The 1607-nt window shown below is 75.3% G+C and carries 1 protein-coding gene and 1 pseudogene; both read right to left on the minus strand.

Features of this window, described 5'->3' with window-relative positions; genetic code table 11:
* Positions 1–457 (minus strand): annotated as a pseudogene (locus H5J33_RS34555) (OB-fold nucleic acid binding domain-containing protein); the annotation flags it as partial.
* 235 nt (positions 458–692) lie between these two features.
* A complete protein-coding gene (locus H5J33_RS34560) occupies positions 693–1520 on the minus strand; it encodes an NAD(P)H-binding protein (protein ID WP_181798609.1) in 828 nt (275 codons plus the stop codon).
* Positions 1521–1607: the final 87 nt, after the last annotated feature.

Genomic DNA, 1607 nt, shown 5'->3' on the forward strand with positions numbered 1-1607 from the left:
CCTTCGCCGGCGTCCCGTCCGCGCCGGTGGGCGCGGCCAGCCGGGCCGCGACCCCGTCGAGCCCCTCCGCGCGCCGCACCTCCACCAGGTCGGCGAGGTTCCAGGCGGCGGAGCCGACCACGCTGAGGCTGCGCGGGCCGCGCCGCTGCACCACCCCGCGCACCAGCAGCAGCCAGGAGTGGAAGACGGTGTGGGCGCAGGCGTCGTGGGAGTCGTCGAAGAAGGCCAGGTCCACCAGCCCCGTGCCGTCGTCCAGGGTGGAGAAGACGACCCGCTTGCCGGAGCGGACGGGCGGGGTCTGGGTGGCCGCCTTGGCGCCCGCGACCAGCACGGTCTCTCCGTGCCGGGCCGCGCGCAGCCGGCGCGCGGAGACCACGCCCAGCTCCGCGAGGAACTCGCGGTGGTCGTCCATGAGGTTGCGCGAGGCGTCCATGGACAGCACGCCCAGGGCACGGGAACGCCGGCCGGGCCTGCCGGGCCCGGGCGGGTGGCGTGTGGGTGGAGTGCCAGCTTGTACCGGAAGAGAGCCTTGTGTCCCCGAAGCCCGGCGAACGAAACCCGAAAGTGTGTACTGCTCTTGCCCCGGGGGGGCCGGTCGGCTAGGGCCTGTCGTTCGGATCAGGGAGCGGGCCGTCGGCGGCGCCCGGTCCTGCCGGTGGGCGGGGCCTGGTGCGTGCGGACAACGACAGGTCCTAGGAGCGGAAGTCCGCGGCGTGGTCGCGGGCCCACTGGCCGAAGGGGCGGGCCGGGGTGCCGGTGACGTCCGCGACGGTGCCGGTGATCTCCGGGGGCACTCCGACGGACTGCGCGACGGTCTCCAGCAGCCGGCCGAGCATCCGCGGCTGCACGTGCGGGAACAGTTCCGGGCCGGCGTCGGCCGGGTCCAGCTCCACGAACGTCAGCTTCCTGCCGAGCGCGTCGCCGATCGCGGCGACCTGTTCGGCGTTGCTGGTCGCCGCGGGCCCGGTCAGCCGGTGCACGGCGCCCTCGTGCCCGTCGTCGAGCAGGACGCGTTCGGCGACGGCGGCGATGTCGTCCTCGTGGATGGGCGCGGAGAGCGCGTCGGCGTAGACACCGCGGACGGTGTCGCCGCCCGCGCGGATCTGCGGGGCGTACTGGAGCGCGTTGGTGGCGAAGGCGTTGGGCCGCAGGAAGGTCCAGGCGAGCCCGCTGTCGCGGATGTGCCGCTCGGCGGTGGCGTGCATGACGTGGATGGGGTGGGTCTCGTCGGCGCCTTCCCTCACCAGGCCGCTGGAGAGCAGGACGGCGTGGCGTACGCCGTGTTCGCGGGCGGCCGCCAGCAGCGGGGCCGTGACGGCCTGGGCGTACAGGAAGAGTTTCGTCGCGCCGGTGAACAGGGCGGCGGGGTCGTCCGGGCGGAACGCCACCACCTCGGCCCGCCCGGGCAGGGCGGCCCGCCCGGGGTCGCGGGTCAGCGCCCGGACGGGCGCTCCCGCCGCGAGGAGTCGGTCGACGAGGGCACGGCCGACGTTGCCGGTCGCGCCGGTCACTACGATCACGGTGCTTTCTCCAGGGCTCGGACGATCACGCTGACCGTCCGAGCCTAGGGAGCGCGGCCGCCGGGCCGCATCGTCGGCGGGGACCAG

Origin of the sequence: Streptomyces sp. WELS2 (assembly GCF_013870595.1) — a bacterium.
Taxonomy (GTDB): Bacteria; Actinomycetota; Actinomycetes; order Streptomycetales; family Streptomycetaceae; genus Streptomyces.